This window comes from Mesorhizobium sp. B264B1B (assembly GCF_020165765.1).
GTDB lineage: Bacteria > Pseudomonadota > Alphaproteobacteria > Rhizobiales > Rhizobiaceae > Mesorhizobium.
In genome coordinates, this window is record NZ_JAIUIS010000022.1 from 36,774 (window position 1) to 61,199 (window position 24,426).

The window sequence follows — 24,426 nt, forward strand, 5'->3', positions numbered from 1 at the left end:
CGAAAGGTCAGTCATGCTCAATCATTCGAGACGCAGCAGAGGTTAGACAGATGCCGCGACGCTCATCCCTGCCGGTCACCTTCGTCGTGCCGACACTCGCCATCCTTCTGGTGCTGTCGATGGTGCCGACGCTCTACGCGGTCGTCATCGCCCTGCAGAACCGTGAACTCAGCTCGACAGCCTATTCCTATGTCTGGTTCTCGAACTTCGCCGACCTGTTCGCCGACCGCCGCTTTCTCAACGCCGTCTGGGTGTCGGTGAAATGGGAATTCGTCACGGTTATCGCGACGATGACGGTCGCCATCGGACTGGGCGTCCTGATGTTCGAGGTCGCCTCGCCGCGCCTTCGCAACGTCTATTGCCTGCTGTTCATCATCCCGGTCCTGCTGCCGCGCGTCTCGGCGGCCTTCGTCTGGAAGTTCGCCTACCATCCGCTCTACGGCATCGCCACTTACCCCTACCGGCTGCTGACCGGTGGGCTGATCTTCGATCCGCTGTCCAAGCCGTCGACGGCGCTGTTCGCCGTCGCTTCGGTCGACGTCTGGCAATGGGGCCTGTTCTTCGCCGTCATCGTGCTGAAGCTCCTGGAAACGCTGCCGCCGCAGCCGATCGAGGCGGCCCGGCTCGACCATGCCAAACGCTGGCAGATCCACGCCTATGTGACCTTGCCGATGCTCAAGGCGCCGCTGATCAGCCTGATGTTCGTCAAGATGATCGAGTCGCTGCGCTCCTTCGACCTGATCTATGTGATGACCCGCGGCGGTCCGGGCGTGGCGACCGAAACGCTCGACATGTACGCCTTCTCGCAAGGCTTCATCGAGTCCGGCAAGGTCTCCTACGCCTCGGCGATGGCGGTGCTGATGATGATCGCCACGGTCATCACCTTCACCATGCTGTGGAAGCGGGTGCAGGCATGAGACCATATCGCATGAGACCCGGCCGCCTGATCGGCAAGACCGTGCTGGCGTTTGCCGGCTTCATGGCCGTGTTTCCGTTGCTGTGGACGGCGCTCAATTCGCTGAAGAACAATGTCGACATCATCACCCGCGTCCCGCGCCTGGTGTTCACGCCGACGCTGGCCAACATCAGCTATATCGTCGGCCGCGACAGCGTCATGACCGGCCTCTACAATTCGGTCGTCGCCTGCGGTTGCGCGGTGCTGATCGGCGTGGTGCTCGGCCTACCGGCGGCTTACGCGGTGGCGCGCTACCCGAACCGTTGGGCCGGCGACATCCAGTTCTTCGTTTTGTCGCTTCGCTTCCTACCGCCGGTGGCGGTCGCCATTCCGCTGATGGTGATCTGGCTGCAGCTCGGGCTTTACGACACGCTCGCCGCGCTGATCGTCACCTATTGCCTGCTCACCATCTCGGTGATCATGTGGCTCGCCATTCCCGCCTTCCAGGCCGTGCCGAAGGAGGTCGAGGAAGCCGCCTTCGTCGATGGCTACGGCGCCTATTCGGTGTTCTGGAGGATCGCGCTGCCGGTCGCGGCGCGCTCGCTGATCGGCGCGGTGGCTTTCAGTTTCGTGCTGGTCTGGAACGAGTTCCTGATAGCGCTGATGCTGTCGAGCTCCAACGCCAAGACCTTGCCGATCGTCGCCTCGGAACTCTCCCAGCAAGGCATGAACGTGCCATGGGGAATCCTGAACGCCTCGGTCGTGCTTCTGTCGCTGCCGCCGCTTTTGTTTCTCGGCGTGCTCAGCGGATTCCTGAATTCCGTTTTCCGGCAAAAAAAGACTTGAAGCGAGGACGACACGATGCGGGCACTGGTGCTTGAGAAAAAGGGCGAGCTGGCCCTGCGCGAGATCGCGTTGCCGCTCGACGTAGGCCCGGACGACGTCAGGATCGCCATCCATACGGTCGGCGTCTGCGGCAGCGACGTGCACTACTACACCCATGGCGCCATCGGCAGCTATGTCGTGCGCGCGCCGATGGTGCTCGGCCACGAAGCGTCCGGAACGATCGTCGAGATCGGCGCCAATGTCCGGACGCTGAAGGTCGGCGATCGCGTCTGCATGGAACCGGGCGTACCGAACCTGTCGTCGCGGGCGACAAAACTCGGCATCTACAATGTCGACCCGGACGTCACCTTCTGGGCGACGCCGCCGGTGCACGGCATTCTGGCGCCGCAAGCCGTGCATCCGGCGGCGTTCACCTACAGGCTGCCCGACAACGTCTCCTTCGCCGAAGGCGCGATGGTCGAACCTTTCGCCATCGGCATGCAGGCGGCGGCGCGCGCGCGCATCGTTCCGGGTGACGTGGCGGCTGTGGTCGGCTGTGGCCCGATCGGCATCATGATCGCGCTGGCCGCCCTGGCCGGCGGCTGCTCGAAAGTGCTGATTTCCGACTTCTCCGCGCCCAAGCTCGAAATTGCCGGGCGCTATCCCGGCGTCGTTCCGGTCAACATCGGCGAGCAGCCGCTGGTCGATGCGGTGCGCGCGGCCACCGATGGCTGGGGTGCGGACATCGTCTTCGAGGCCAGCGGCAGCCCCAAGGCCTTCGCTGATTTGTTCGACGTCGTGCGCCCCGGCGGCGCGGTGGTGCTCGTCGGGCTGCCGGTGGAGCCGGTGTCGCTCAACGTGCCGGCGGCCATATCGAAGGAAGTGCGCATCGAAACCGTGTTCCGCTATGCCAACATTTTCGACCGCGCTTTGCAGCTCATCGCTTCCGGCAAGGTCGATCTCAAGCCGCTGATCACCGGCACCTATCCCTTCTCCGACAGCATCGAGGCTTTCGAGCGGGCGGCGGCAGCGCATCCGCAGGACGTCAAGCTGCAGATCCTGCTCAGCGGCGAAAAGGGCTGACCATGTCCGCGATCACCTGTTCTCATGTCGACAAGGCCTATGGCACCACGACGGTCATCCGCGACCTCAATCTCTCGATCGAGGAGCACGAGTTCGTCGTGTTCCTTGGCCCGTCCGGCTGTGGCAAGTCGACCTTGCTGCGCATGTTGGCGGGGCTGGAGGACATCAGCGGCGGCGAGGTCTCGATCGGCGGCAAGGTGGTCAACGATCTCGATCCGGGCGACCGCGGCATCGCCATGGTGTTCCAGAACTACGCACTCTACCCCCACATGACGATCTTCGACAACATCGCCTTCGGGCTGCGGCGCCAGAAAGTGCCGGCGGCCGAGATCCAGAAGCGGGTCGAAGCGGTGTCAAGGACGCTCGGGCTGGAACCCTATCTCGGCCGCAAGCCGGCCGAGCTTTCCGGCGGCCAGCAGCAGCGCGTGGCGATCGCGCGCGCCATGATCAAGACGCCGAAAGTCTTCCTGTTCGACGAGCCGCTGTCCAATCTCGACGCCAAGCTGCGCAACCACATGCGCGTCGAGATCGCGCGGCTGCACCAGTCGCTGAAGACCACCACCGTCTATGTCACCCATGACCAGCTCGAAGCGATGACGCTCGCCGACCGCATCGTGCTGCTAAAGGACGGCGTCATCGAGCAGGTCGGCTCGCCGGCGGAAATCTACGAGCGGCCGGGCAATCTGTTCGTTGCCGGCTTCATCGGCACGCCGAACATGAATTTCATCGATGTGACAGTGGCCCGGAAAGAAAATGGCTGGACGCTGACCAATGGCGGAACTGTCTTCACCCTCGACGGCTCGCGCTTCAAGCTACAACATGGCGAGCAGGCGGTGCTTGGCATCAGGCCTCCGGATCTCAAGCCCGCGACCCCCGGCAGCGCCGGAAATTTCCTGGCGGGAACGGCCGATCTCATCGAGTTTCATGGCAACGATGCACTGGTGACATTCGCTCTTGGCGGCAAGGAGATCAGCGCACTCGTTCCCAGCCGCGTCTGCCCAACTATCCGCAGCGATGTCCGCTATACGTTTGACGAATCGGATATGCATCTGTTCGATGCCAAGTCCGGCCTATCCTTGTTGACACGGTAAGGCGCGTTCTACTGGATCGCGTCGAGCGCCTGGCGTTGCCGGTGCATCTCCAGGAAAATCCGGTAGTCGCGATCGAAGCGGGCGCCGGCGGCCGGGTTGGCGGCGCGCGTCCTGCCGCCCTGCTGCATGGCCAGACAGGCCGCGTTGAGGTCGGGGAAAAGCCCGGCGGCCGTCGCCGCCACCATGCCTGTGCCAAGCAACACCGCTTCGTCCGCCAGCGGCTCGACCACCGTGCAGCCGGTGGCGTCGGCATAGAGTTCCATCAAGAGCGGGTTTTTGGTGTGGCCGCCGGTGACATGCAGCGTGTCGATCAGATAGCCATTCTCGTTCAGCGCTTCCAGCACATGGCGCACGCCGAGCGCGATGCCGACGGCGGTGCGCCAGTAAAGCCGGCACAGGCTGTCGAAGGAGGAATCCAGCGTAAGGCCGCTGACCACGCCGACCGCATGTGGATCGGCGAGCGGCGAGCGGTTGCCGTGAAAGTCGGGCAGCACATGCAGCCGGCCGGCAAGTGCATCGCCCTCCGCCGTGCGCAGCTCGGCGACGCGGCTTGCAATCCTCGCATGCATGGCCGCGTTCGGCTCGCCGCCCGCGCCGTGCCAGCGGATGATGTGGTCGAGCAGGGCGCCGGTGGCCGACTGGCCGCCCTCCGACAGCCACAGCTTCGGTAGCGCGGCGCCGTAGTATGGCCCCCAGACCCCGGCGAAGGGCTGCGGATCGGGTGACATCGCCATGACGCAGGAGGATGTGCCGGCGATCAGCGCCAAATGACGGCCGATATTCCGCTCGTCGCCGGCAAACCCGCCGAGCACGCCAAGCGCACCGGCATAGGCATCGATCACCCCGGCGCCGACCCGGCATGTCTCCGTCAGGCCGAGCTCCGCCGCTGCTTGCGCGCTCAAAGAGCCGATGTAAGCGCCGACCGGACTGGCCCTTTCGGGCAGATTGCCGTGCTCGAAGAGGTCGCCGAGGCCGACGAGTTCGAAGAAATCGCGCTGCCATGCGGGTTCCCGGTGCGCCAGATAGGTCCATTTGGCGGTCAGCGTGCACTGCGAGCGGGCCAGCGACCCCGTCGCCTGCCAGGTCAGGAAGTCGGTAAGGTCGAATAGATAGCCGGCTTCATTCCAAGTCTTCGGCAGGTTTCGCTTCAGCCACATCAGCTTCGGCGTCGCCATTTCCGGCGACATGACGCCGCCGATATAGTTGAGCACCTCATGGCCGCTCGCCGTGCATTCGTCGGCCTCGGCGATGGCGCGGTGATCGAGCCAGACGATGGTGTCCCAGCGCTCCTCTCCGGTCACCGAAACGCTGAGCTGGCCGCCTTGCCTGTCGCGCACGACCAGCGAGCAGGTGGCATCGAAGGAAATGCCGGCAATGTCCTCGGCGGCAACACCGGATTTTTCGCGGGCCGCACGCACCGCGGCGCACACGGCTGACCAGATATCGCGAGAATCATGCTCGGCGTGATCGGCTTTCGGCTGGTGCATGGCGATCGGGTGCTCGGCGCGGCCGAGCAAGGTGCCACTGGTGTCGAGAATGCCCGCGCGGGCGCTCCCGGTGCCGACATCGACCGCGCAAACGAACTGTTTCGTCAAGATGCTCTGTCTCTCGCTCCCAGGCCTGCAATCAGATCGGGCAATTGCAGCATGTCAGCGAATATAAAGTCCGGCTCACTCGACGCAAGCCGCGCTTTCAGGGCAGGGTTGCCGGCATGCGCGCCGCCGGTGAAGGCGAACACGCGCATATCAGCCGCCCGCGCCGCCGCGACGCCGGCGGGGCTGTCCTCGATCACCAGGCATTTGCGCGGATGCGCCCGCATCGAGGCGGCGGCATGAAGGAACAGGTCGGGCGCCGGCTTGCCCCTGGCCACCATGCCGGCACTGAACAGATGCGGCTCCATCAATCCGAGCAATCCGGTGACGTCGAGCGCGTAGCGGATGCGGTCGAGCGTGCCCGAGGAGGCGACGCAGAACGGCAAGCCAAGCCTCGGCAGCACTTCCTTGACGCCGGCGATCGGCTTCAGCTCCTCGCGGAATTTGCGCATTAATTCGACGCGCATCGTGGTCAGGTGCTGATCGGTGATGGGCAGGCCGAAGTCGCGGGCGAGGATCTCGCGCACGCTTTTCATGCTCTTACCGAGGAAATGCTCGTAGGCCGTATCCTCGCCGATACTGCCGCCGGCAAGCGCGATCATGCCGAGCAGTGCCGAGACCGACAGCGCCTCGCTGTCCACCAGCACGCCGTCGCAGTCGAAAATGACCAGTTCCGGCGCCATGGTCCCGTTTCAGAGCTTGCCGGCGAGGTAGCGCGTCAGCGTGGCGCGCGTGCCATCCGTCCACAGCAGGTTCAATGCATGCGCGAAAGCCTCGACGAACGCGGTGGCGCGCCCGACATCGCCATAGATGTCTTCCATCGCAAGCCAGTCGGCGGGCGCGTCCTTTGCCGCCTTTGCCGTCGCCTGCACGCGGTCCCAGTTCGGATCGTTGGGCTCGATGACCGCGCCGCTGTCCGTCGTGCCGAAGCAGTAGCGGCACCACAGCGCCGATTCAAGTGCCAGGCCGGCGACTCTCTTTCCCGCCTTCAAGCGGTCGGCGATGGTCGGGATGATGAATTTCGGCTGGCGATTGGAACCGTCGAGACAGAGCCGGCGCACCGTGTCGCCGATCTTGGGGTTGGAAAAGCGCTTTTCGATGAGCTGGTAATAATCCTCCAGGACCGTGTCCGGCACCGGCGGCACAGTCGGGATGATTTCGTCATGCTCGAGCTTGTCGAGAAAGCCGCGCACCAGCGGCTCCTGCATCGCCTCATGCACGAAATGGATGTCCATCAGCCCGGCCGGATAGGCGATGGTGGCATGGCCGCCATTGAGGATGCGGATCTTCATCAGCTCGTAGGGCGCGACGTCTTTGACGAACTGCACGCCGACCTTTTCAAGCGGCGGCCGGCCGTCGGTGAAATGGTCTTCCAGCACCCATTGCCGGAAGGGTTCGCAAAAGACAGGCCAATTGTCCTCGACGCCGAAATCCTTGGCCAGGATCGCGCGTTCGCGGTCCGACGTGGCCGGCGTGATGCGGTCGACCATCGCGTTCGGGAAAGCGACATTGCCGCCGACCCAGGCCGCCAGATCCTCGTCGATCAGGCGGGCCAGCCCGATGACGCCATCCGAGGTGACATGGCCGTTGTGGGGAATGTTGTCGCAGGACATCACCGTGAACGGCACGATGCCGTCGCCGCGCCGCCGCACCAGGCCGGCGAGGATGATGCCGAACACGGTCTTCGGCGTCGCGCCCGGCTGCGCATCGGCGACGATATCGGGATGCGTCGGGTTGAACACGCCGGAGGCCGGGTCGATGAAATAGCCGCCTTCGGTGATGGTCAGCGACACGATCTTGATCGCCGGATCGGCCAGCCGTTCGATGATGGCGGCGGCATCGCCCGGCGTCAGGAAGTCGATCATGGCGCCGGTGACGCGGGCGCTCATATGACCCTCGTCCTGCTCGACCACCGTCGTCAGCCAGTCCTGCTCTTCCAGTTTGCCGCGGCCGATCTTCTCGCCCTCGAACACGCCGGCGCCGACCAGCGCCCAGTCGTGGCCGACGCCCGAATTGAACAGCTCGTCGAGATAGACGGCCTGGTGCGAGCGGTGGAAGTTGCCGACGCCGAAATGCACGATGCCGGCCTTCAGCGCTGCGCGGTCGTATTTCGGACCTGCGACCCTGGCCGGCAGGTTGGCGAGATTGGCGGAAGAGAGTTTCACGGTCATCTGTTTACCCTTTGGCCGGGTTGCGGCCTTCGTTACCCTTGTCCCCCTTCACCGGGAGAGAGTAGGGAGCGGCACATGCCTTCCGAGGCGATGCGGCCGCCATCTTGATGTTGGCCTCTTCTCCCCGCGGAGGCACGGGGAGAAGAGGCCGCCCCCGCCTCAACTCATCCACTGGCCGCCATCGACATTGTAGGTCTGGGCGACGATGTATTCGGCTTCGTCGCTGGCCAGGAACACGGCCATGCCGGCGAGGTCCTCCGGTCTGCCCATGCGGCCGTAAGGCACGCCTTCGCCGACCAGTCTTTTCTTTTCGCCCTTGGGCCGGTTTTCGTATTTGGCGAACAGCGCGTCGACCTGGTCCCACATGTCGCTGTCGACGACGCCAGGCGCGATGCCGTTGACGTTGATGCCGTGCTTGATCAGGTCGAGCCCGGCCGACTGGGTCAGTGAAATGACCGCCGCCTTGCTGGCGCAGTAGACCGCGACCAGCGCTTCGCCGCGCCGCCCGGCCTGGCTCGCCATGTTGATGATCCTGCCGCCCTTTCCCCGCGTGATCATCGAGCGCGCGGCCGCCTGCAGCATGAACAGCGTGCCTGCGACGTTGAAGGAAAACAGTTTGTCGTAGCTCGCTTTGGTGATGTCGACGATCGGAGCCAGGTCGAACAAAGCGGCGTTGTTGATCAGTATGTCCAGGCCGCCGGTCCTGGTTTCCACCGCCTGCACCGCGGCATCGATGGAGGCCTGGTCCGTGACGTCGAGCTTCACCGCATAGGCCTTGCCGCCGATCTCGGCGGCCGTCTTTTGCGCCGCCTCGAGATCGATGTCGGCAATCGCCACGATGGCGCCCTCACGGGCATAGGCTTCGGCGAAGGCCTTGCCGATGCCGCGCGCCGACCCGGTGATCAGCGCCGATTTGCCTTTCAGCCTCATGCCGCCAACGCCTTGCCGTCGGGGCCGAAGCGATGCAGCTTGGCCTTGTCGGGCGTGAGATAAATGCTGTCGCCATGGTGGACGCTGAGTTCGCCGTCGGCGCGCACCGTCAGCGGGCCGACACCGTCGGCCTGGACATGCAGGAAGGTGTCGGATCCCAGGTGTTCGGCGACGCCGACTGTTGCCTTCCAATCGCCCGCCGTGGTCGAGATCGCCATGTGCTCGGGCCGGATGCCGATGGTCTTGGCGCCGTACTTCGCCGCTGGGGCGCCTTCGATCAGATTCATTTTCGGCGAGCCGATGAAGCCGGCGACGAACAGGTTTTTCGGCGTCTTGTAGAGCTCCATCGGCGAGCCGACCTGCTCGACATTTCCGGCATTCAGCACGACGATCTTGTCGGCCATGGTCATCGCCTCGACCTGGTCGTGGGTGACGTAGATCATCGTCGTCTTGAGCTGGTGGTGCAGTTCGCTGATCTCCAGCCGCATCGTGCCGCGCAGTGCCGCGTCGAGGTTGGACAAGGGTTCATCGAACAGGAAGGCCGAAGGCTGGCGCACGATGGCGCGGCCGATGGCGACGCGCTGGCGCTGGCCGCCGGAAAGCTGGCCGGGGCGGCGCTCCAGATAGTTGGTGAGGTTGAGCACGCGCGCGGCGTCCTTCACCTTCCTGTCAATGGTCGCCTGGTTCTCGCCCGCCATCTTCAGTGGGAAGGCGATGTTCTTGGCTACCGTCATGTGCGGGTAAAGCGCATAGGACTGGAACACCATGGCAAGCTTGCGCTTGGCCGGCGCCTCGCCGGTGACGTCGCGGCCGTCAATGTTGATGGTGCCGCCGCTGGTGTCCTCCAGGCCGGCGATCAGGCGCAGCAGCGTGGACTTGCCGCAGCCCGACGGGCCGACGAAGACGACGAACTCGCCGTCCTCGATGACGAGATCGATGTTAGGAATGATCGAAGTCGAGCCGAAGGATTTCGAGACGTTCTTGAGCGTGATATTTCCCATGCTTTCCTCCCGGTGGATTTCCGTCCGCCGCCTGGCGCACGCTGCTACTTCACGGCGCCCCTACTTCACCGCACCGAAGGTCAGGCCGCGCACCAGTTGCTTCTGGCTGAACCAGCCCATGATCAGGATTGGCGCGATCGCCAGCGTCGAGGCGGCCGAGAGCTTCGCCCAGAACAGGCCTTGCGGGCTGGAGAAGGAGCTGATGAAGGCGGTCAAGGGTGCTGCTTCCGTCGTGGTCAGCCGGATCGTCCAGAACGCTTCGTTCCAGGCCAGGATGATGTTGAGCAGCATGGTCGAGGCGATGCCCGGCACCGCCATGGGTGTGAGCACATAGATGATCTCGTTCCACAGCGAGGCGCCGTCCATGCGCGCCGCTTCCAGGATCTCGCCGGGGATTTCGCGGAAATAGGTGTAGAGCATCCACACCACGATCGGCAGGTTGATCAGCATCAGCATCACCATCAGGCCGATGCGGCTGTCGAGCAGGCCGGTGTCGCGGAAGATCAGGTAGATCGGAAACAGTACGGCCACCGCCGGCATCATCTTGGTGGACAGCATCCACATCAAAATGTCCTTGGTCCGCTTGGTCGGCGAGAACGCCATCGACCAGGCCGCCGGAATGGCGACCAGCAGGGCCAGGATGGTCGAGCCGACCGAGAGCAGCACCGAGTTCAGGAAGAACTTGAAATAGCCGTTCTGCGCCTGGACCTCGGAATAGCTCTCGAAGGTCCCGGACGGGATCAGGTTGAAGCCCTGGATCGCCTCCTGTTCCGACTTGAACGAGGTGATGATCGTGTAGAGGATCGGGAAGAAGATCAGCAGGGCGACGATCCAGGCGGCAGCCGTCGCGATCGTCTTGTGCCGGGTTGTGACTGCGCGTGCCATCTTTTCCTCCCTTTATCTGTCCAGGTTCTTGCCGACGGCGCGCATGGCGAAGAAGGCGACGATGTTGGCGAGAATGACCGCGATGATGCCGCCGGCGGAGGCCTGGCCGATTTTGAATTCGAGCAGCGCCTTCTGGTAGACCAGGAAGGGCAGGTTGGTGGAGGCGTATCCCGGGCCGCCATTGGTGGTCACGAGGATCTCGGCATAGACCGAAAGCAGGAAGATCGTCTGGATCAGGATGACGACGGTGATCGCGCGCGACATGTGCGGCAGCGTCAGGTAGATGAAGCGGCTGATGAAGCCGGCGCCGTCCATCTCGGCGGCTTCCTTCTGCTCGCCGTCCAGCGACTGAAGCGAAGTCAAAAGAATGAGCGTCGCGAAAGGCAGCCACTGCCAGGCGACGATGATGATGATGGCGGTCAGCGGATATTGTCCGAACCAGTCTATGGGCTGGAGGCCAAAGAACCGCGCTATGTCGGCGAAGACACCGTATTGCGGATGCATGATCATGTTCTTCCAGACCAGTGCCGCCACCGGCGGCATGACGAAGAACGGCGAGATGACGAGGATGCGCACGATGCCCTGGCCCCACATCGGCTGGTCGATCAAAAGCGCCAGCAGGATGCCTCCGACCACGGTGATCACAAGCACGCTGACGACGATCAGCAGCGTGTTCAGGATCGATTGCAGGAAGGCCGGGTTGGAATAGAACAACGCGTAATTGGAGAAGCCGACGAAGCCGTCGCGGATCGGATTGAGCGGATTGTACTGCTGGAAGGAGAACCAGAGCGTGAGCGCCAGCGGAACGACCATCCAGACGAGCAGCAGGACGACGGATGGCGCCATCATGAAACGGGCAAGCGAACGGGTCTGCTGAGTAGCCATGACGGTCACCCTTCAAGGATCGGACGGAATTTTCTCGAGCTGTCGGAAGTGGCCGCCCGAACTGGGTTTCGGGCGGCCGTTGCCGGCCATGGTCGGCGACCGGCCTTAGGCACCGGGAGGAGCCTTACTGTATGTAGCCGCCCTCGGTCATCGCCGCGGTTGCGGCGTCCTGGGCCTGCTTCAGCGCGTCGTCGACGCTCGACTGGCCGGCAAGGGCTGCCGAGAACAGCTGGCCGACGGTGGTGCCGAGGCCCTGGAACTCAGGGATGGCGACGAACTGCACGCCGACATAGGGCACCGGCTTGACGGTCGGATGCGTCGGGTCGGCAGCATTGATGGAGTCCAGCGTCATCTTGGCGAACGGAGCCGCCTTCTGGTACTCTGGATTGGCATAGAGCGAGGAGCGCGTTCCCGGCGGAACGTTGGCCCAGCCTTCCTTCGAGGCGACCAGTTCTGCATAGTGCTTGCTGGTTGCCCATGACACGAACTTCTCGGCGGCATCGGCCTTCTGCGTGCCGGCGGGAATGGCCAGCGACCACGCCCACAGCCAGTTGCCGCGCTTGCCGAGCCCATTGTCAGGCGCCAATGCGTAACCGACCTTGTCGGCGACCTGCGAGGCCTTGGGATCGGAGACGAAGGAGGCGGCGACGGTGGCGTCGATCCACATGCCGCACTTGCCCTGCTGGAACAGCGCCAAATTCTCGTTGAAGCCGTTGGAAGACGCGCCCTCCGGCCCGTCGGCCTTCATCAGGTCGACATAGAACTGCAAGGTGTTCTTCCATTCGGGCTGGTCGAATTGCGGCTTCCAGTTCTCGTCGAACCAGCGCGCGCCGAAGGAGTTCGACATGGCGGTCAGGAAGGCCATGTTCTCGCCCCAGCCGGCCTTGCCGCGCAGGCAAACGCCGTTCACGCCATTGGCGCGGTCGGTCATCTTGTCGGCGGCCTGCTTGATGAAGTCCCAGGTCGGCGCGTCGGGCATCTTCAGCCCTGCCTTCTCCATCAGGTCCTTGCGGTACATGACGAAGGAGCTTTCGCCGTAGAAGGGCGCGGCATAGAGCTTGCCGTCGACCGAGAGGCCGCCGGCGATCGCCGGGATGATGTCCTTGGCGTCGTAGTCGTCGCCGAGCTTGTCGAGCGGCAACAGCCAGCTCTGCTTGGCCCAGATCGGGACCTCGTAGGTGCCGATGGTCATCACGTCATACTGGCCGCCCTTGGTGGCGATGTCGGTCGTCACGCGCTCGCGCAGCACGTTCTCTTCCAGCGTCACCCAGTTGAGCTGGATGTCGGGGTTCGCCTTGGTGAAGTCGTCGGTCAGCTTCTGCATGCGGACCATATCGCCATTGTTGACGGTGGCGATGGTGATGGATTCGGCATGTGCCGCGAACGCGAGCGCGCTGGCCGAGCACAAGCCCAGGATGAGCGTACGAAGTTTCATCAAATTCCTCCCATGGACCAAGATGAGCATTTGCCTTGGCTGTGAGCAATTACTCATTAAGAATGAATTATGTCAAGCCAGATTCGATGGTGCAGCGCACACTCGATGGAGGAGCGCCGACCTGGCGCGTTGCAAATGGCCGTCCCGCAGGCACGGATCGGGCGACAACGGTGATCTGGATGGAGCGCGGTTTTGATCCTGGAGTTAGCCGGTCAGCAGGCGATCTCGGCCAGGATCCAGTCGCGGAAAGCGCGGATCTTCGGCACGTTGCGGCGCGCCTCCGGATAGACCAGCCAGTAGGCGTGGCCGTCGTCGCCGACCAGGTCGAAGGGCTGGATCAGGCGGCCGTCGGCGAGTTCCGCCTTGAACAGCGCCCTGGTCAGGATCGCCACGCCATGGCCTGCGATGGCCGCATTGGCCTCATAGGCCTGCGCGCCCATGCTGCTGCCGGGGCGCTTGGCAAGGTCATGGCTTTGCACGCCCGCGGCCTCGAACCATTGCGTCCACCAGATGTCGCCGGGATCGAGGATAGGCAGCTTGAGCAGATCGGCCGGTTCCTTGACGCCGCCGATGCTCGCGGCGAGCTTGGGGCTCAGCATCGGCGTGAAATCGGCGTCGAGCAGCTTGTAGGCCTCCAGTCCCGGCCATTTGCCGCCGCCCGAGCGGATGGCAAGGTCGACATCCTCGCGGGCGAAATCGGTCAGGCGGCTCGATGTGTCGAGCCGCACGGCAAGGGCGGGATGCGCGATCTGGAACGAACCCAGATGATGCGCCAGCCAGTTCGAGGCAAAGGTCAGCACCGTGGTGACGCACAGCAGACCGTCCGCCCCGCCGCGCGCCGCCGCATAGGCCTGGCCGAGTATGGCGAAGGCCTCGCTGACCGCCGGCGCCAGGCGCTGTCCGGCTTCAGTGAGCTCGATCTGTCGCGGCCGGCGCAGGAAAAGCGGCGCGCCGACCCGCTCCTCCAGCACCTTGATCTGATAGCTGACCGCTGCCTGCGTCATCGCCAGTTCCTCGGCCGCTTTGGTGAAGGACAGATGCCGAGCCACCGCTTCGAACACCCGGATCGCCTGCAGCGGCGGAAGCTGCGCAACCTGTCGCGAGCTGAGATCCGGCATAAAGCCTCCTTATGGGTCCTTATCGACGTTCGATTGGCAAAGGCGGCCGGCAAGACCGACATTCATCCTCAGCCCGTCACTCGGGTTGAAGATAGCGAAGGTTGACGATCATGACCATGGCGCAGCAAAAATGCACTCCCGCTCCGGATCATCGCTGGATTTCATGGCTTGCGGACGGATTCGGCTGGTTCGCGACCAGGAAAAAGGCGCATCTCGACATCAGGGATCTGTCACCGCACTTGCAGCGGGACCTTGGCTTCCTCGACGGCAACGACCCCTTCGGACGGCATGGATAGCCCGCCCGGATTTTATCGCAAATCGATGTTGCCTCGAGGCTTTTGGCTCATCCGCTCGCCAGCAGGGCGGCGGCGGTTCGTTCGTCGGTGATGAGGCCGTTGACCAGCCGGCGGTTCACGGCCGCCAGGATGCCCGGCAGCTTGCGTTCACCCATGGCGAGCGCGATGACCAGCGACTTCTCGCGTGACGGCAGGGCCGCCGACGACACCCGGTCGTTGGTGATGCCCTCGATCATGCGGCCGTCGCGATCGAACACCCAGCCGACGATTTCGGCGACGCCGCCGGCCTTCTGCAAAGCCTTCAGCTCGGCGTCGGAGATGAAGCCGTCCTCATAGAGCGGCGCCTTCGGGCCGAGGTCGCCGATGCCGACGAAGGTGACGTCGGCCTCCGCGGCCAGCGCCAGCGTCGGCTGGATCATCGGCTGGCTGAGCAGCATCTCGCGCTCCTGCGGCGAGGAGGCGATGACCGGCAACGGCATCGGGAACGACCGCGCCTTGACCCTGTCGGCCATGGTGAAGATGACGTTGTAGAAAGCGGCCGAACCGTCGGGCGAGATATTGCCGGTCAGGGACACCACCTTGTGCTGCGGGCACTCCATCGGCGGCAGTTGCTCGATCGCCGCCTTCAGCGTACGGCCGGTGCCGATCGCCAGCACGATCGGCGCCGGCGATCTCAGCCGCCTCTCGATTTCCGCTGCCGCCGCCTCGGCGATGCCGATCGTCGTCGATGACGAGGTCGGGTCGCTCGGCACCACCTCCACCAGGTCGAGCGCGAAGCGCGACTTCAGGCGGGCGGCGAGGTCGAGGCAGTTGGCGATCGGATGGTCGACGCGCACCTTGATCAGGCCTTCCGACACTGCCAGCGACACCAGCCGCTGCGCGGTCTGCCGCGAGATGCCGAGCGTGGCGGCGATCTGGTCCTGCGTGTTGCCGGCAACGTAATAAAGCCAGCCCGCGCGCGCGGCATCGTCCAACCTGTTGCTGCCGCCCTCCTGCCGGTTATTCACGTCCTGCCTCCCGAAACCGCCGGTCATGGAACCGGTAGCGCCTACTTTCGCAGGGAACCGCGCGCTGCGCAATTGTCAAATCGCCAGGGCAATTGCTTGCGCATGCGGGCGTGGGATCGGCCGGATCATCGTCGGCCTGGGGATTCCACGGCAGGCAAAAGGAGGATTTCCGTTCCGACAGGTGGCACGTTCTGCCGTCCGGATGGTTTATCTCGCGGGGTAAACCCTTTAAGGGAACGCCAAAAGGAGCGTTGCATGACACCGAAAGCGGTTTTCTGGGACATGGACGGCACGCTGGTCGACAGCGAACCGCTGCACGAAGCAGCCCTGGTGGCGGCGATGCGCAATGTCGGCCTTCAGCCTCCGCCCGACCTGCATGAGCGCGTTCTCGGGGTCGCTGCCTGGCCGGTCTACCTGATGATGCGCGACGAGTTCGGCCTGGATCTGCCCTTCGACGAGTGGATCGTCCATAAATACGAGCATTATCTGCCGCTTGTCGCGACATTGAAGCCGCGCCCCGGTGCGATCGAGATCTTCAACGAATTGCGCGCGCTTGGCGTGCAGCAAGCCGTGGTCTCGAATTCCGACCGCATGATCGTCGACGCCAATCTGCACATGGTCGGCCTGATCTATCCAGGCATGAAGACCATCAGCCGCAACGACGTGCGCGAAGGCAAGCCGCAAGCCGAGCCGTTCCTGCGCGCCGCCTATCTGGCCGATGTCGATCCCGCGCACGCGGTGGCGGTCGACGACAGCTGGCCGGGCGCCATGGCGGGGCTGGCGGCAGGCATGAAGACGATCTTCTGGCCGGAAAAACCGATGGACGGCCCGCCCGGTGCGGTGGTCATCAACAGCGCCGAGGAATTGCGGGCTGAACTGGGGCTTTAAACCTCAGTTCCGGTAGACCGGCTCCTGCTCGTCGAGGATCGCCTTCAGCTCGCTGAGATGCCGCTCGGCCTGGCCGGGATAGTCGTCCATTTCGCTTGCCGCCTTCTCGGCGATGGCGTCGGAAAGCGTGCGTAGCGGCCGCCCTGTCCACAGCGCCTTGATGTAGGTCTCGGCGGCGCGTTCGAAATAGAACATGCGATTGAAGGCGTCGGCCACCGTGTCGCCGATGACCAGCACGCCGTGATTGCCCATCACCATTACCTTGACCTTGGGGTCGGTCAGGAGCTGCGAGCAGCGCTCGCCCTCTTCCTCGAAGGCCAGACCGCCATAATGGGCGTCGACGACGTGGCGGTTGAAGAACATCGCCGAATTCTGGTCGATCGGCGGCAGCCTAGAATCGGCGAGCGAGGCCAGCACGGTGGCGTGGATGGAATGCACATGCATGACGCAGCGCGCATGGCGGACGTTGCGGTGGATGGCGCCGTGCAGGCCCCACGCCGTCGGGTCGGGCGCATTCGGGCCGGACAGCGTCTCGGGATCGTTGGCGTCGATCATCAAAAGGTCGCTCGCCTTGATGCGCGAGAAGTGCACCTGATTGGGGTTCATCAGGAATTTTGTGCCGTCCTCGTTGACCGCCAGCGAGAAATGGTTGGCCACCGCCTCGTGCATGTTGAGCCGCGCCGTCCAGCGGAAGGCGCAGGCAAGATCGACGCGCTCCTCGTAGAAGGGCAGGTTGGTCAGCGGTTCCTTTTGCAGGCGGGCGATGCTCATCGAAAAATCCTCCGGGTTTTAGGAACAATGCCGTGCCCTGCTTGTGCCCGCAACCGGTTTCGGTTGGTGCAGCCGGCTCACGCCGCCGTGCTTGCGGCGGTCCCGAGCCTCAAGCCGCCATGCTCGACGATGAAATCGATCACCTCCCGCAACCCCTTGCCGCGCGACAGGTCGGTGAAGCCGAACGGCCGCTTGCCGCGCATGCGGGTGGCGTCGCTCTCCATCACGTCGAGATTGACGTTCACATAGGGCGCCAGGTCGCTCTTGTTGATGATCAGGAAATCGGAACGGGTGATCGCCGGGCCGCCTTTCCGCGGGATCTCCTCGCCCTGGCAGACGGAGATGACATAGAGCGTGAGATCGGCGAGATCCGGCGAGAAGGTGGCGGCAAGGTTGTCGCCGCCGGATTCGATGAAGATGATGTCGAGATCGGGGAATTTGCGGTTGAGCTCCGCGATCGCCTGCAGATTGATCGAGGCGTCCTCGCGGATGGCGGTGTGCGGGCAGCCGCCGGTCTCGACGCCGACGATGCGCTCTTCCGGCAGCGCCTGCAGCCGCGCCAGCATCATGGCGTCTTCCCTTGTGTAGATGTCGTTGGTGACGACGGCGATGGAGAATTCCTCACGCAGCGCCTTGCACAGTTTCTCGGTGAGCGTCGTCTTGCCCGAACCGACGGGGCCGCCAATGCCGATGCGAAGGGGACCGTTGGGCTGCGTCATGTCGGGAACTCCGTGATGGCGAGAACTGCGAAGCCGAGCCCGATCAGCAGGCACAGCGGCGAATAAAGGCTCCTATCGAGCCGCGCGAAAGGCTGTTCCGGTGCCAGCCGGCGCCACCGGGGCGTGAAGCCGGCAATGCCGCGTCCGAGAAACACCAGCCCGATCAGCAGCGCGGTGGCGGCGAGGCCTTCCCTGGGAAAGGGCGAGGCAAACACACCCTCCAGAGCCATCGGCCAGAGCGTTGCCAGCGCCAGGCAGGCGGCGACGGCAAAGCAGGCGAACGGCGCCGGCATCTCGTCGACGCCGCGAAAGCCGACGACCGCATGCGCGCAGGACGCCGCATCCTTGCCCGGCCATATCCCGCCAATGCCCCAATAAACGTGCAACGCGGTGATCACCAGCAGGACGAATGAGAGGACGAAGGCAAGGACGATCATGAGCGGAACAATCGCGAATACTGGGTTTCGTGCTGCATCGCCACGATATCAGAGACAAAGGCGCAACCGCCGAGATCGTCCAATGTCGAGCGGGATGCGCGGGCGGCCGTCGCAAGGGCCAGTACTTCGAAGCTGGCGAGCAGCATCACGGCGTCGCTCTGGCCGATGACACCCAGCCGGATTGCAGCCTGGACGAGATTGGAGAAGAAGGCCTGCAGGAAGGCGGACAGGGCGTCCGGCAAGGCGATGCCGTTTCCGCCGGCGACCGCGCCTACGGCGACGCAATAGGCACACTCCGCCGGCAGGCGCGCCCGCACCGGGTTGGGCCACGCCGCCGCGGCCTTCAGGAAAGCAGCACCTTGCAGCATCGTCTCGGCATGGCGCTCGCGCGACCCGGCCAACGCCTCGGCCAGTGCGGCGACTTCGGCCAGATCGCCGCCGTCGCGGGCGTTGCGCCAGCTCTCCGCGAACAGCACGGCATCGTTCCAGGCGGAGCCCATCTCGACCAGCGTTTCAAGCCAAGCGGCGAGGCCCGCCGCATCGGTCACCAGCCCATCATGCACGGCGCGTTCGAGGCCATGGCTGTAGGAAAAGCCGCCGACCGGAAAGACCGGCGACAGCCATGCCATCAATCGCAGCAGGGCGATGCCGGATGGCTGATCAGTCGTGGTGATCATGGTGGTCGTGCGAATGGTTGTGCGAATGCGACCCGCCGTGGCTGTGCGCTTCGGCGTGGCTGTGGGCGTGCGCATGGCCGTGGTCATGGCCGCCGGAATACGCGCCCCGCACCGGCTTGAACGGTTCGGAAACCTCGCTCACCGTGGCCCCGAGCCCCTCCAGCATCGCCTTGATGACATGATCGCGCAGGATGAGGATGCGCTCCGCCTCTATCACCGCCGCGAGATGGCGGTTGCCGATATGCCAGGCAAGCTCGGCCAGATGCACGGCGTCGCGGGCGCGGATATCATAGACCTCCTCCGGCGCCGCGATGATCTCGACGTGGCGGCCGTCTTCCAGCACCAGCCTGTCGCCGTCGTTGAGGGTGACGGGCTCCGGCAGGTCAACCAGTACCTTGCTGCCATCGGACAATTCGATCGCCCGGCGGCGCAGATGCCGCTCGTCATGGGCAAGAACCGCGCGGCCGGATGGCGCCGTGGTGCCGGCATTGCCGGAGGTCAGCACCGAGATGGCGCGCGGGAACTTCGTGAAGTCGGTGTTGAGGTTGAGCTTCATTTCATGGCTCCGCCATTGGCTTGCGCCCGGGCACGGGCAGGGCGTGAAAGCACGCGGTCGAAATAGGCGTTGACGCGTTCGGATTCTATTGGAAAGCGGCCGGCTCTGGCCCAGCCGCCCATGTCGCCGAGCAGCACGTCGACAGCCGAGAACCGGTCGCCGAGCGCGAAAGGCTTGTCGCCCAGCCGGCGGTCCAGCGCCTTGACCTCGGAGGCGAAATCGTAGGCGACCGCGGGGCCGACATCGACCCGGACCTCTCTGGGCAGCAGGAAACGGTGGCGCAATTTGTTCCACAACGGCGCTTCCAGCTCGGACTGGGCGAAATGCATCCAGGAATCCATTTCGGCGCGGCCTGCGAGGCCGGGACTGGCGCCCATGCCCTTGTCCGCGTGCTTATCGGCGAGATAGACGCAGATCGCCGCCGAATCCGTCAGCGTCAGCTCGCCGTCGATCAGGATCGGCACCTTGCCCGAGGGATTGAGCGCATAGGCTTCGGGCGAGCGCAGGGGAATTTCGACGAATTCATAGGCCTGCCCGAGTTCTTCGAGCATCCACAGAACACGGCTGACCCGGGATCCACGCGATCCGACGGCCTTGTACATGATTGAACCCTGCCTTTCCCGGTCAGCCTAGAGCATCCGCGGCCGTCATACGATCGTGTCGAACAGCCGCAGGATGAACGATACCTGGTAAATCAGCGCCGCCGCGACGAAGGCGATGTGAAACCGGCGGTCGCGCACCAGGATCGCGGCGATGCACAGCGCGACGAAGACCGGCGTGCGGAACAGATATTCGTTGCCGAAGCGGGCGAAATGCTCCGGCCCCTTCAGCAGCGTGTCGATCACGTCGAGCACGTAGGTCGCGGCCAGCAGGCCGAAGAACCAGGCGCGGCGCGAATAGAAGAAATCCTCATAGCTGGTGTAGTCGAGCATCGAATCCGGAAACAGCAGCGCGCAGAGCAGGAACAGGGTGATGGCGTAGAAGATGATGAACAGGTACTTGCCGAAGGTCCATGTTTCGATGGCGTAGAGGCCGAACTCCCACCACCAGAAATGCACCAGCATCAACAGCACCGAAGCGACCCAGGCCAGATGCACCGCATAGAGCCGGTACTGGCCGGGATGCTGGACGATGCGCGCCACCCCCGACAACAGGCGCGCGACGCCGAGCCCGATCACCATGCCCATGACGATGCGGATATGCGGGAAGATGTCGTGGGGCGAAGCTATTTCGGTGGCCATGCCGAATGCTCGCCAGGTGATGGAACGTCCGTCAACACATCACTATCAGTCTATTCGCGCATAAGGTTGTCTGAAGACCACGGTGATCCTGGGAAATAATCATCGTCCAAGATTTCCTTGATCCCATAGGGGCAATGGACAGGGAAATCCCGATCTCTCAGGCCTGTTTCGTCCAATGCCTTTAATCTTGCTATCTTGAACTCTCGATCGAGCACCTGCGCAGGATATTTTTTGAGGCTCGGACTTTCATCAAGCAGGCCCTCAATCCGAAGCCGTTGCTCCCGAATTGTCAGCAACCAGCCCGTTTTGCGCTGCTCAGACTGAAACTCCCATTTCAGCAAGTGAAGGACCAAAGTGCCAAGCCTGCTCGCAATTTCCCTTTTGTCGCTCCGCCCCAAGCTCTCGATCTCCTCGGCAACATTCTCACGATCGAGGTCGGAAAGACGACCTTCGCGCAGCAACGCGCCCTGCTCGGCGCACCACTGAGCATAGTCGGCCTCGTAGGGCGTCAATTGCTGTTTGCGAAATATCTTGTTCATTGAGGAGATATTGCTCCCAAAGTGCACAATTTCCAAGTCCGCGGAGAACGAGTGGGCCCATTCGGGCAGTCGGCACAACCCACTCACCGCCGCATTTAACGAGGGCAATGGCTCGCGGCGATCTTATCAAAACAGAAAATATCGCTGGGCCATCGGCAGCACGGTCGCTGGTTCGCAGGTCAAGAGTTCGCCGTCGGCACGAACCTCGTAAGTCTCGGGATCGACTTCGATATGCGGCGTGGCGTCGTTGAGCACCATGGAGTGCTTGCCGATGCCGCCACGCGTGTTTTCGACCGCGGCGAACTGCTTGTCGACGCCGAGCCGGCCGTGCAGACCGGACTCCAGTGCCGCCTTCGAGACGAAGGTTACCGACGAGTTGGTGCGCGCCTTGCCATAGGCGCCGAACATCGGCCGATAGTGCATCGGCTGCGGCGTCGGGATCGAGGCGTTGGGGTCGCCCATCGGCGCCGCCGCGATCATGCCGCCGATCAGTACCATATCAGGCTTGACGCCGAAGAAGGCCGGGTTCCACAGCACCAGGTCGGCGCGTTTGCCGACAGCGACCGAGCCGATGTCCCTGGACAATCCATGCGCGATGGCAGGGTTGATCGTGTATTTCGCGATATAGCGGCGGACGCGGAAATTGTCGTTGTTGCCGGTCTCCTGCGGCAGCGAACCGCGCTGGCGCTTCATCTTGTCGGCGGTCTGCCAGGTCCGGATCGCCACTTCGCCGACGCGGCCCATCGCTTGTGAATCCGAGGAGATGATCGAGAAGGCACCGATGTCGTGCAGAATGTCCTCCGCCGCGATGGTCTCCTTGCGGATGCGGCTTTCGGCGAAGGCGATGTCTTCCGGGATCGACGGCGACAGATGATGGCAGACCATCAGCATGTCGAGATGCTCGGCCAGCGTGTTGACCGTGTAGGGCCGCGTCGGGTTGGTCGAGGACGGGATGACGTTGGGCAGGCCGCAGACCTTGATGATGTCGGGCGCATGCCCGCCGCCCGCGCCTTCGGTGTGGAAGGCGTGGATGGTGCGGCCCTTGATCGCCGCCACCGTGTTCTCGACGAAGCCGCTCTCGTTGAGCGTGTCGGTGTGGATCATCACCTGAACGTCATGGTCGTCGGCGACCGACAGGCAGCAGTCGATCGCGGCCGGCGTCGTGCCCCAGTCCTCGTGCAGCTTCAGCGAGCAGGCGCCGCCCAGCACCATCTCCTCGAGCGCCGCGGGCAGGGAAGCGTTGCCCTTGCCCGACAGGCCGATATTCATCGGGAACGCATCGAAGGACTGGATCATGCGCGCCATGTGCCATGGCCCGGGCGTGCAGGTGGTGGCGAGCGTTCCGTGCGCCGGGCCGGTGCCGCCGCCGAGCATCGTGGTGATGCCCGACATCAGCGCTTCCTCGATCTGCTGCGGACAGATGAAATGGATATGCGCGTCGAAGCCGCCCGCGGTAAGGATCTTGCATTCGCCGGCGATGATCTCGGTGCCGGGGCCGATGATGATGGTGACGCCATCCTGTGTGTCCGGGTTGCCGGCCTTGCCGATTGCCGCGATGCGGCCGTCCCTGAGGCCGATATCGGCCTTGAAGATGCCGGCGCTGGCGTCGATCACCAGCGCATTGGTGATGACGGTGTCGACCGCTCCTTCAGCGCGGGAAACCTGGCTCTGGCCCATGCCGTCGCGGATGACCTTGCCGCCGCCGAATTTCACCTCCTCGCCATGAATGGTGAAATCCCTCTCGACCTCGACGAAGAGTTCGGTATCGGCAAGCCTCACCCTGTCGCCGACCGTCGGCCCGTACATCTGCGCATAGGCGGCGCGGGTTATTCTGGCCATCAGTGATTGCTCCCGAATTGCGGTGCTGGTGAAACCGGGCTGCACATTGCTGCCATCCAATGGTCACGCAATGACCCGCTGGTCGACACCTTCTGATCCCATTTGGCGGTTGAGGTTGGAGGGTCACCCCAAAACGACCGTTTGCCAAATCGATGGAAGGAAAATCCATGCGCAAAACGATAGTTCTCGCCGCTGCCGCCACCCTGATGCTGGCGGGTGCCGCCAGTGCCCAGCAGCAGCCCGCTCCGGCAGCGCCGGCCGCGCCCGCCCCCGGCGGGCAGCAGGCCGCGCCGACGATCCAGAGCGTCAACATCGTCGACATCACCGAACTGCCGAAGGACACCCAGACGCAGGTCAACCAGGTGATCGCCCAGCGCGGCGATGCCGGCCTGCAGAAGCTGCGCAGCTCGATCGATGCCACGCCCAAGGTCAAATCCGCCCTCGAGGCCAAGGGAATGACCTCGGCGCAGGTGGTCGCGGCCAGCATGGAGCCCAACGGCGCCCTGACCCTGATCACCAAGAAGGCGAGCTGACGGCGCGCCTGCGCGGCGGGCCGTCGTCCGGTCCGCCGCGCTATCTGGAAGGGAACCTTGGCCGGCCAGGAGCCGTTTCGTTTCATCGGCGCTGAACGGCGCCGCGAAACGAACCCGTCCAGGAGCGAGCGATGGCGACCAACCCCGGCAAGAGACGGCTCTATGCCTTCGCCTCCATGGCATTCCTGGCGGCGGGCAGCCCCGGAGCCTCCCTTCACGCACAAGGGCTCGAAAGCCCCGAGACCGTCAACCGGATCATCGGCTCGGACGTCAAGCAGGAAGAAACCAGGAGCGATGCCGAAGCGGGCAAAGTTGCCAGGGCGATCGACCGGACACGTGAAAACATCGGCACGGTGCGCAAGACATCCAAGCTCGACAAGGTCGATATCGTGTTCCTGACCGATGCCGCGCGCACCGAAGGCGGTCCGCCGCCGGCGATCGAGACCAAGGTCAAGCAGCATCAGGACGACATTGCGGAGCTGCGCAAGGAGATCGAGGCCAACGCGCTGCTGTTCAACGCCATCGACTCGCGACGCGTGCTTGCGCAGGACGTTCTCGCCGTGGAATTCGACGACCCCGGAAAGATCGTCATCTATGCGGCGGCCAAGCCGTCCGATTGAGCCGAGGGCACAACTCGCTTTCGTACTCGCCCGAAAGCCCTTTGCCCTCTTTGCACGCCGCGCATGAGACGCCCTCGGCCTCACAGCCTGCCCATCACCTTCTGCTGAAAGCCATAGACCTCGCGCTTGCCGCCCAGCGGCACCAGCGTGACGTCGCGCTCCTGTCCGGGCTCGAAGCGCATGGCGGTGCCGGCGGCGATGTCGAGGCGCATGCCGCGCGCCTGTTCGCGGTCGAATTTCAAGCCCTCATTGGTCTCGAAGAAATGATAGTGGCTGCCGACCTGGATTGGCCGGTCGCCGCTGTTGGCCACTTTGAGCGTAACCGTCGGCAGGCCTTTGTTCAGGTCGATGTCGCCGTCGGCGGGAATGATTTCACCCGGGATCATCGTTCG

Annotated in this window: 28 protein-coding genes; 8 read left to right on the plus strand and 20 right to left on the minus strand. The window is 64.0% G+C overall.

Annotation, left to right across the window (positions count from 1 at the left end; genetic code table 11):
* The first annotated feature begins 50 nt into the window (after positions 1-50).
* The 4 genes from LB547_RS30185 to LB547_RS30200 are packed head-to-tail and all read left to right on the plus strand — an operon-like array spanning position 51 to position 3,894.
* Positions 51-917: a carbohydrate ABC transporter permease gene (locus LB547_RS30185; protein ID WP_140671577.1), complete on the plus strand. Its 867-nt coding sequence runs from the start codon at positions 51-53 to the stop codon at positions 915-917.
* A gap of 11 nt (positions 918-928) precedes the next feature.
* The gene (locus LB547_RS30190; protein WP_140491365.1) at positions 929-1,741 is read left to right on the plus strand and encodes a carbohydrate ABC transporter permease; all 813 of its coding nucleotides are present in this window, start codon (positions 929-931) and stop codon (positions 1,739-1,741) included.
* Positions 1,742-1,756: 15 nt separating this feature from the next.
* Positions 1,757-2,803, plus strand: a complete 1,047-nt coding sequence (locus LB547_RS30195; RefSeq protein ID WP_140559031.1) for an NAD(P)-dependent alcohol dehydrogenase — start codon at positions 1,757-1,759, stop codon at positions 2,801-2,803.
* Between the two features lie 2 nt (positions 2,804-2,805).
* Positions 2,806-3,894 carry an ABC transporter ATP-binding protein gene (locus tag LB547_RS30200; protein WP_140491360.1) on the plus strand — a complete coding sequence of 363 codons (1,089 nt, stop codon included), beginning with the start codon at positions 2,806-2,808 and terminating at the stop codon, positions 3,892-3,894.
* An 8-nt stretch (positions 3,895-3,902) separates the two neighbouring features.
* Here the strand turns inward: LB547_RS30200 and LB547_RS30205 are convergent, their stop codons facing one another.
* The 9 genes from LB547_RS30205 to gcvA form a co-directional block, all read right to left on the minus strand.
* Positions 3,903-5,489 carry an FGGY-family carbohydrate kinase gene (locus LB547_RS30205; RefSeq protein WP_140763994.1) on the minus strand — a complete coding sequence of 529 codons (1,587 nt, stop codon included), beginning with the start codon at positions 5,487-5,489 and terminating at the stop codon, positions 3,903-3,905.
* Positions 5,486-6,169, minus strand: coding sequence for an HAD family hydrolase (locus LB547_RS30210; RefSeq protein ID WP_140491356.1), 684 nt, complete (start codon positions 6,167-6,169; stop codon positions 5,486-5,488). Before LB547_RS30210 ends, LB547_RS30205 begins: the two co-directional genes overlap by 4 nt.
* A 9-nt stretch (positions 6,170-6,178) precedes the next feature.
* Complete coding sequence (locus tag LB547_RS30215; RefSeq protein WP_140763997.1) at positions 6,179-7,657, minus strand: mannitol dehydrogenase family protein; 1,479 nt, start codon at positions 7,655-7,657, stop codon at positions 6,179-6,181.
* 159 nt (positions 7,658-7,816) lie between these two features.
* Positions 7,817-8,587, minus strand: a complete 771-nt coding sequence (locus tag LB547_RS30220; RefSeq protein ID WP_140764000.1) for an L-iditol 2-dehydrogenase — start codon at positions 8,585-8,587, stop codon at positions 7,817-7,819.
* Positions 8,584-9,588 carry an ABC transporter ATP-binding protein gene (locus tag LB547_RS30225; protein ID WP_140764003.1) on the minus strand — a complete coding sequence of 335 codons (1,005 nt, stop codon included), beginning with the start codon at positions 9,586-9,588 and terminating at the stop codon, positions 8,584-8,586. The genes LB547_RS30220 and LB547_RS30225 overlap by 4 nt, the downstream gene beginning before the upstream one ends.
* Positions 9,589-9,648: 60 nt before the next feature.
* Positions 9,649-10,473 (minus strand): carbohydrate ABC transporter permease, encoded by an 825-nt coding sequence (locus LB547_RS30230; protein WP_140491348.1) that lies wholly within the window; start codon positions 10,471-10,473, stop codon positions 9,649-9,651.
* A gap of 12 nt (positions 10,474-10,485) precedes the next feature.
* Positions 10,486-11,358, minus strand: a complete 873-nt coding sequence (locus LB547_RS30235; protein WP_140491346.1) for a carbohydrate ABC transporter permease — start codon at positions 11,356-11,358, stop codon at positions 10,486-10,488.
* Between the two features lie 124 nt (positions 11,359-11,482).
* Positions 11,483-12,793, minus strand: a complete 1,311-nt coding sequence (locus tag LB547_RS30240; protein ID WP_140491344.1) for an ABC transporter substrate-binding protein — start codon at positions 12,791-12,793, stop codon at positions 11,483-11,485.
* A gap of 212 nt (positions 12,794-13,005) precedes the next feature.
* A complete protein-coding gene (gcvA, locus tag LB547_RS30245) occupies positions 13,006-13,911 on the minus strand; it encodes a transcriptional regulator GcvA (protein WP_140655335.1) in 906 nt (301 codons plus the stop codon).
* A 110-nt stretch (positions 13,912-14,021) separates the two neighbouring features.
* Here gcvA and LB547_RS30250 point away from each other — a divergent pair, with 110 nt between their 5' ends.
* Positions 14,022-14,207, plus strand: coding sequence for a hypothetical protein (locus LB547_RS30250; RefSeq protein WP_140493424.1), 186 nt, complete (start codon positions 14,022-14,024; stop codon positions 14,205-14,207).
* 47 nt (positions 14,208-14,254) lie between these two features.
* Here LB547_RS30250 and LB547_RS30255 read toward each other — a convergent pair whose 3' ends face one another.
* A complete protein-coding gene (locus LB547_RS30255) occupies positions 14,255-15,214 on the minus strand; it encodes a sugar-binding transcriptional regulator (protein ID WP_140491340.1) in 960 nt (319 codons plus the stop codon).
* A gap of 255 nt (positions 15,215-15,469) precedes the next feature.
* On the opposite strand from LB547_RS30255, the gene LB547_RS30260 reads away from it, so the two are divergent.
* Entirely contained in the window at positions 15,470-16,102 is a 633-nt protein-coding gene (locus tag LB547_RS30260) for an HAD family hydrolase (protein WP_140524182.1), read from the plus strand.
* A 3-nt stretch (positions 16,103-16,105) separates the two neighbouring features.
* Here LB547_RS30260 and LB547_RS30265 read toward each other — a convergent pair whose 3' ends face one another.
* From LB547_RS30265 to ureC, 9 genes are all read right to left on the minus strand, one after another.
* Positions 16,106-16,873, minus strand: a complete 768-nt coding sequence (locus LB547_RS30265; RefSeq protein WP_140524180.1) for a class II aldolase and adducin N-terminal domain-containing protein — start codon at positions 16,871-16,873, stop codon at positions 16,106-16,108.
* 77 nt (positions 16,874-16,950) lie between these two features.
* Positions 16,951-17,592, minus strand: a complete 642-nt coding sequence (gene ureG / locus LB547_RS30270) for an urease accessory protein UreG (protein WP_140491334.1) — start codon at positions 17,590-17,592, stop codon at positions 16,951-16,953.
* Positions 17,589-18,029 (minus strand): DUF3995 domain-containing protein, encoded by a 441-nt coding sequence (locus tag LB547_RS30275; protein WP_140563595.1) that lies wholly within the window; start codon positions 18,027-18,029, stop codon positions 17,589-17,591. Before LB547_RS30275 ends, ureG begins: the two co-directional genes overlap by 4 nt.
* Positions 18,026-18,706, minus strand: a complete 681-nt coding sequence (locus LB547_RS30280; RefSeq protein ID WP_140764006.1) for an urease accessory protein UreF — start codon at positions 18,704-18,706, stop codon at positions 18,026-18,028. Before LB547_RS30280 ends, LB547_RS30275 begins: the two co-directional genes overlap by 4 nt.
* On the minus strand, positions 18,690-19,262 hold the full coding sequence (gene ureE / locus LB547_RS30285) for an urease accessory protein UreE (protein ID WP_140764009.1): 573 nt from the start codon (positions 19,260-19,262) through the stop codon (positions 18,690-18,692). The genes LB547_RS30280 and ureE overlap by 17 nt, the downstream gene beginning before the upstream one ends.
* Entirely contained in the window at positions 19,259-19,864 is a 606-nt protein-coding gene (locus LB547_RS30290; protein ID WP_140554598.1) for a glutathione S-transferase family protein, read from the minus strand. Before LB547_RS30290 ends, ureE begins: the two co-directional genes overlap by 4 nt.
* A gap of 45 nt (positions 19,865-19,909) precedes the next feature.
* On the minus strand, positions 19,910-20,503 hold the full coding sequence (locus LB547_RS30295) for a hypothetical protein (protein ID WP_140764012.1): 594 nt from the start codon (positions 20,501-20,503) through the stop codon (positions 19,910-19,912).
* Between the two features lie 50 nt (positions 20,504-20,553).
* Positions 20,554-21,042: a DUF29 domain-containing protein gene (locus LB547_RS30300; RefSeq protein WP_140491324.1), complete on the minus strand. Its 489-nt coding sequence runs from the start codon at positions 21,040-21,042 to the stop codon at positions 20,554-20,556.
* Positions 21,043-21,168: 126 nt separating this feature from the next.
* Positions 21,169-22,881, minus strand: coding sequence for an urease subunit alpha (gene ureC, locus LB547_RS30305; protein ID WP_411970500.1), 1,713 nt, complete (start codon positions 22,879-22,881; stop codon positions 21,169-21,171).
* Between the two features lie 167 nt (positions 22,882-23,048).
* On the opposite strand from ureC, the gene LB547_RS30310 reads away from it, so the two are divergent.
* A complete protein-coding gene (locus tag LB547_RS30310) occupies positions 23,049-23,414 on the plus strand; it encodes a hypothetical protein (protein ID WP_140662378.1) in 366 nt (121 codons plus the stop codon).
* Positions 23,415-23,545: 131 nt separating this feature from the next.
* Positions 23,546-24,034 (plus strand): hypothetical protein, encoded by a 489-nt coding sequence (locus LB547_RS30315; RefSeq protein WP_140514393.1) that lies wholly within the window; start codon positions 23,546-23,548, stop codon positions 24,032-24,034.
* An 80-nt stretch (positions 24,035-24,114) separates the two neighbouring features.
* Here LB547_RS30315 and LB547_RS30320 read toward each other — a convergent pair whose 3' ends face one another.
* Positions 24,115-24,420 carry an urease subunit beta gene (locus LB547_RS30320; RefSeq protein ID WP_140491317.1) on the minus strand — a complete coding sequence of 102 codons (306 nt, stop codon included), beginning with the start codon at positions 24,418-24,420 and terminating at the stop codon, positions 24,115-24,117.
* Positions 24,421-24,426: the final 6 nt, after the last annotated feature.

Coding starts and splice junctions, on each gene's coding strand:
- LB547_RS30185 (WP_140671577.1), top strand. CDS start 51: ATGCCGCGACGCTCATCCCTGCCGGTCACCTTCGTCGTGCCGACACTC.
- LB547_RS30190 (WP_140491365.1), top strand. CDS start 929: ATGAGACCCGGCCGCCTGATCGGCAAGACCGTGCTGGCGTTTGCCGGC.
- LB547_RS30195 (WP_140559031.1), top strand. CDS start 1,757: ATGCGGGCACTGGTGCTTGAGAAAAAGGGCGAGCTGGCCCTGCGCGAG.
- LB547_RS30200 (WP_140491360.1), top strand. CDS start 2,806: ATGTCCGCGATCACCTGTTCTCATGTCGACAAGGCCTATGGCACCACG.
- LB547_RS30210 (WP_140491356.1), bottom strand. CDS start 6,169: ATGGCGCCGGAACTGGTCATTTTCGACTGCGACGGCGTGCTGGTGGAC.
- LB547_RS30215 (WP_140763997.1), bottom strand. CDS start 7,657: ATGACCGTGAAACTCTCTTCCGCCAATCTCGCCAACCTGCCGGCCAGG.
- LB547_RS30220 (WP_140764000.1), bottom strand. CDS start 8,587: ATGAGGCTGAAAGGCAAATCGGCGCTGATCACCGGGTCGGCGCGCGGC.
- LB547_RS30225 (WP_140764003.1), bottom strand. CDS start 9,588: ATGGGAAATATCACGCTCAAGAACGTCTCGAAATCCTTCGGCTCGACT.
- LB547_RS30230 (WP_140491348.1), bottom strand. CDS start 10,473: ATGGCACGCGCAGTCACAACCCGGCACAAGACGATCGCGACGGCTGCC.
- LB547_RS30235 (WP_140491346.1), bottom strand. CDS start 11,358: ATGGCTACTCAGCAGACCCGTTCGCTTGCCCGTTTCATGATGGCGCCA.
- LB547_RS30240 (WP_140491344.1), bottom strand. CDS start 12,793: ATGAAACTTCGTACGCTCATCCTGGGCTTGTGCTCGGCCAGCGCGCTC.
- gcvA (WP_140655335.1), bottom strand. CDS start 13,911: ATGCCGGATCTCAGCTCGCGACAGGTTGCGCAGCTTCCGCCGCTGCAG.
- LB547_RS30250 (WP_140493424.1), top strand. CDS start 14,022: ATGACCATGGCGCAGCAAAAATGCACTCCCGCTCCGGATCATCGCTGG.
- LB547_RS30260 (WP_140524182.1), top strand. CDS start 15,470: ATGACACCGAAAGCGGTTTTCTGGGACATGGACGGCACGCTGGTCGAC.
- LB547_RS30265 (WP_140524180.1), bottom strand. CDS start 16,873: ATGAGCATCGCCCGCCTGCAAAAGGAACCGCTGACCAACCTGCCCTTC.
- ureG (WP_140491334.1), bottom strand. CDS start 17,592: ATGACGCAGCCCAACGGTCCCCTTCGCATCGGCATTGGCGGCCCCGTC.
- LB547_RS30275 (WP_140563595.1), bottom strand. CDS start 18,029: ATGATCGTCCTTGCCTTCGTCCTCTCATTCGTCCTGCTGGTGATCACC.
- LB547_RS30280 (WP_140764006.1), bottom strand. CDS start 18,706: ATGATCACCACGACTGATCAGCCATCCGGCATCGCCCTGCTGCGATTG.
- ureE (WP_140764009.1), bottom strand. CDS start 19,262: ATGAAGCTCAACCTCAACACCGACTTCACGAAGTTCCCGCGCGCCATC.
- LB547_RS30290 (WP_140554598.1), bottom strand. CDS start 19,864: ATGTACAAGGCCGTCGGATCGCGTGGATCCCGGGTCAGCCGTGTTCTG.
- LB547_RS30295 (WP_140764012.1), bottom strand. CDS start 20,503: ATGGCCACCGAAATAGCTTCGCCCCACGACATCTTCCCGCATATCCGC.
- LB547_RS30300 (WP_140491324.1), bottom strand. CDS start 21,042: ATGAACAAGATATTTCGCAAACAGCAATTGACGCCCTACGAGGCCGAC.
- ureC (WP_411970500.1), bottom strand. CDS start 22,881: ATGGCCAGAATAACCCGCGCCGCCTATGCGCAGATGTACGGGCCGACG.
- LB547_RS30310 (WP_140662378.1), top strand. CDS start 23,049: ATGCGCAAAACGATAGTTCTCGCCGCTGCCGCCACCCTGATGCTGGCG.
- LB547_RS30315 (WP_140514393.1), top strand. CDS start 23,546: ATGGCGACCAACCCCGGCAAGAGACGGCTCTATGCCTTCGCCTCCATG.
- LB547_RS30320 (WP_140491317.1), bottom strand. CDS start 24,420: ATGATCCCGGGTGAAATCATTCCCGCCGACGGCGACATCGACCTGAAC.